Source organism: Halomonas sp. A29, from assembly GCF_046723295.1.
Lineage (GTDB): Bacteria > Pseudomonadota > Gammaproteobacteria > Pseudomonadales > Halomonadaceae > Halomonas.
Genome location: NZ_JAXQPR010000036.1, coordinates 1 through 662 on the forward strand (window position 1 = coordinate 1; position 662 = coordinate 662).

A 662-nucleotide genomic window follows, 5' to 3' on the forward strand; every position below is an offset into this window, starting at 1 on the left:
CAGGCGAGATCGTGCATCGCGCTGAGTTGAGTAAGAAGGAGCAGGGTTATGCATTGCGACTGAGCCAAGTGGGGCAGGATGACTGCATAGAGAGGTTTGAGTCTGAGCAGGCGGTGAAACAGTATCTTGAGAAAAATACTCCATTTCGTTGGAGCGATTTTGTCACTCCGGCCGCTATTGAGAGTAACCGTCAGGCGAATGAAGAAAAACCTCCGATCGTTTTGCTGATGGATAAGCTTGGGCTCTCCGGGATTTTTGGGTCGTTATTGAGTGTTATCTTGGTGGTCAAACTTTTTCCCGCATTAACAGAAGACGGGATGAATGACGTGTTGAGAAGTGGTGTCATTGTACTCGCTGCAGTGTTTGGCTGGTGGGTAGGAAGACGATGTTCACGGCTGTTCAAGCAGAAGTGAACAGTAAGGCAATGGAAGGCAGCTTAGCCAGCGGCGGCGACCAGACCCCGGGCCGCCATCGGGCATTCGCAGTGCCGTGGAAGGCGGCAGCTACCGGGGCCACCTCGGCGACAGCCTCGAGAACGCTGTGCACCATGTCGTCAGCGGTGTGCTGTTCAATGCCGTGGGCGACCGTGCCTTCGACAACCGCTGGGACGAGGGGAGCGCGCAGAAAATCGCCCTGCATGCCCTGGTCGGGGGCAGCGTTGC

Annotated in this window: 2 protein-coding genes; both read left to right on the forward strand. The window is 55.9% G+C overall.

The genetic code is table 11. From position 1 onward, the window contains the following. On the forward strand, positions 1 to 413 hold a 413-nt coding region (locus tag SPH52_RS22460), incomplete at its 5' end, for a hypothetical protein (protein WP_411797275.1). 64 nt (positions 414 to 477) lie between these two features. Further along, on the forward strand, positions 478 to 662 hold a 185-nt coding region (locus SPH52_RS22465; protein ID WP_411797276.1), incomplete at its 3' end, for a hypothetical protein.